We start from the raw sequence: 2366 nt of genomic DNA, 5'->3' as shown, positions 1-2366 counted from the left end.
AAAAATTAGGAATGAAAAAAGCAAATGATGTGATGGAATATAACCACATTGAATGTACACCTTTCACTGTAAAGTAATCAACGTAATGCAATAGATAAATCAGAAGTTGTCAAACTAAAATGTAAATGGAGGAATATATGAATAAAAAAATTGGAATAGTTTTGCTCATACCTATTTTTCTAACAAATACATTACTCGGATGCGGAAAAATGAGATCTGAATATTAATTTAGAAAACATTGCTGTGTCAGAAACAAAAAATTGAACATATAGGAACTACAGGTGGGATAGACGGTGATTATTCGTATTCTTTTCAGATAATCAAATTGTTGAGTTTATAGATTTATAAAATCAAGTGGAGCCTGGTGGCAAAGTAGATGAAAACAAAGCATCATCAAATAGAGCTGTTTCTTATTATACAATTTATTTTGTAATCGATGAAACCCTGACAATTATTCCGGGGGGATATTTTAAAATTGGAGATACATTTTATGAGTTTGATAATTATGATGAATTGTGGGATAAATTTATAGTATTTAACAGTACAAAGTAAGCTACGAAAACTTTCAGGTTTATAAGACGAAAAGGTTATATATTTTTTACGGGAGTAATTTATTGTTATTAATGGAAAACAGCGTTGCAACTGCAGGTTGACACATTTCCTTACATAGATGGTGGATATGCAACTGGTACTATTGCTAAAATTACTTCATAAAAGAAAGGAGTGTTGTCAAATGAACTTCGCAGATAGAATCTTATATTTAAGAAAATCTAAAGGAATATCGCAAGAGGAACTTGCAGATAAGGTTGGGGTTTCAAGGCAAGCTGTGTCCAAATGGGAAAGTGAGCAGAGCATGCCCGATGTGGAAAAAATAATTATAATGAGTGATTATTTTAATGTTACTACAGATTATATCTTAAAAGGTATTGAAATAGTCGAAAATAAAGAAGAAAAAAGTAAAGAAATTGTAGGAAAAGTGTTCTATATTGCATCTACAGCATTGATTGTAATTGGATTGTTATGTGCAATCGGTGAGTGGTATGAAAAGCAAACAATGTCTTCTATTTATGGATCAATGATTATTCAAGTGGTCGGTGTTTTTGAATATTTTCTTGCAAAAGTAATATCAAAAGAAAATTCATCTTTTTATGTGAAATGGTTAAATACAATTATAATTGCTTTTATACCAATATCTATGATTACGAGTTATATATCTGAGTTAATTTTTAAAGTAGGAGGAGGTATTTCACCTTATCCAATAGGAATATTTCATAGTTTTGTATTTTTGTTGGTCTATCTTATAGTTATAATGGTAAGCTATGCTTACCTAAAGAAGCAAAATAAATTTCTTATTTAAATTCAAGTTTGTCATTGTATAAAGTTTTGAAAGGAAGTTTAGGTATGGATTCTAAAGTTGCAGAAAATATAAATATACTCGCAAAGTTTTTGGGAACAAGAGATATTGATGCGTTAAATCAAGAAGAATTATTTAAACGATATGGAATTCATCAGGTAGATGTTATGGTTTTATTTGGTGGAAGTATTCTTGAAGGTGGCGATGTTTTAGCTAGTGGAATTAAAAACTTCGTTGCGAAAAAATATATTATTGTTGGTGGAGCAGGACATACAACAGATACACTACGTCAGGTTGTTCATTTAGAATATCCGGATATTGAGACAACAGATTTATCAGAAGCAGAAATATTTCAAAAGTATATTAAACATGTATATGGATGTAAGGCAGATTATCTTGAAACAAAGTCTACAAATTGTGGGAATAATATAACGTATCTTTTGGATTTATTGAAAGAAAACAATATTTCTTTTAATAGTATCATTCTAAGTCAGGATGCTTCTATGCAAAGGCGTATGGCGGCAGGTTTAAAAAAATATATTAATGATAATGTGACAATCATCAATTATGCTACTTATTGTGCTAAAGTATTGAACCAGAATGATGAATTGGTTTATGAAGAAGATTTACATGGTATGTGGCCAATTAATAGATATGTCAACTTGTTGATGGGAGAAATTCCTAGACTTTCAGATGATGCGAATGGCTATGGTCCGAATGGAAATAATTATATTGCGCATGTGGATATTCCCGAAAATGTGAAAATAGCTTTTGAAGAATTGAAGATGGTTTTTGGAAGTGAAATAAGAGCAGCCAATCCATTGTATGCTACAAATATGAATAAAAATAGTTAACAGTATTATTTGAAAAGTGGGTAAAGAAGCTAAGAATTCGTTTAGTCGAATTCTTTTTTTTTATGCTTTTGGCTTTAGCCGGTTGAGTACGAAGTACGAAACAACAAAACCACCTGCTATGCGGGTGGTATCAAAAAAATGTTATACAAAATAATCAC

Annotated in this window: 3 protein-coding genes; all 3 read left to right on the top strand. The window is 30.4% G+C overall.

Annotated features, from left to right (window positions below; genetic code table 11):
• The first annotated feature begins 354 nt into the window (after positions 1-354).
• The 3 genes from KTQ83_RS11620 to KTQ83_RS11610 all read left to right on the top strand — a co-directional run bounded on the left by KTQ83_RS11620 (position 355) and on the right by KTQ83_RS11610 (position 2208).
• On the top strand, positions 355-552 hold the full coding sequence (locus tag KTQ83_RS11620) for a hypothetical protein (protein ID WP_217256919.1): 198 nt from the start codon (positions 355-357) through the stop codon (positions 550-552).
• A gap of 181 nt (positions 553-733) precedes the next feature.
• Positions 734-1357, top strand: coding sequence for a helix-turn-helix domain-containing protein (locus tag KTQ83_RS11615; protein ID WP_186999427.1), 624 nt, complete (start codon positions 734-736; stop codon positions 1355-1357).
• Between the two features lie 44 nt (positions 1358-1401).
• The gene (locus tag KTQ83_RS11610) at positions 1402-2208 is read left to right on the top strand and encodes an ElyC/SanA/YdcF family protein (protein WP_217256918.1); all 807 of its coding nucleotides are present in this window, start codon (positions 1402-1404) and stop codon (positions 2206-2208) included.
• The last annotated feature ends 158 nt before the right edge of the window (positions 2209-2366 follow it).

Source organism: Holdemanella porci (assembly GCF_019052655.1).
In the GTDB taxonomy this organism is placed as follows: domain Bacteria; phylum Bacillota_I; class Bacilli_A; order Erysipelotrichales; family Erysipelotrichaceae; genus Holdemanella; species Holdemanella hominis.
Note: the sequence above shows the minus strand (reverse complement) of the source record. Positions and strands in the feature narration are given on the sequence as shown.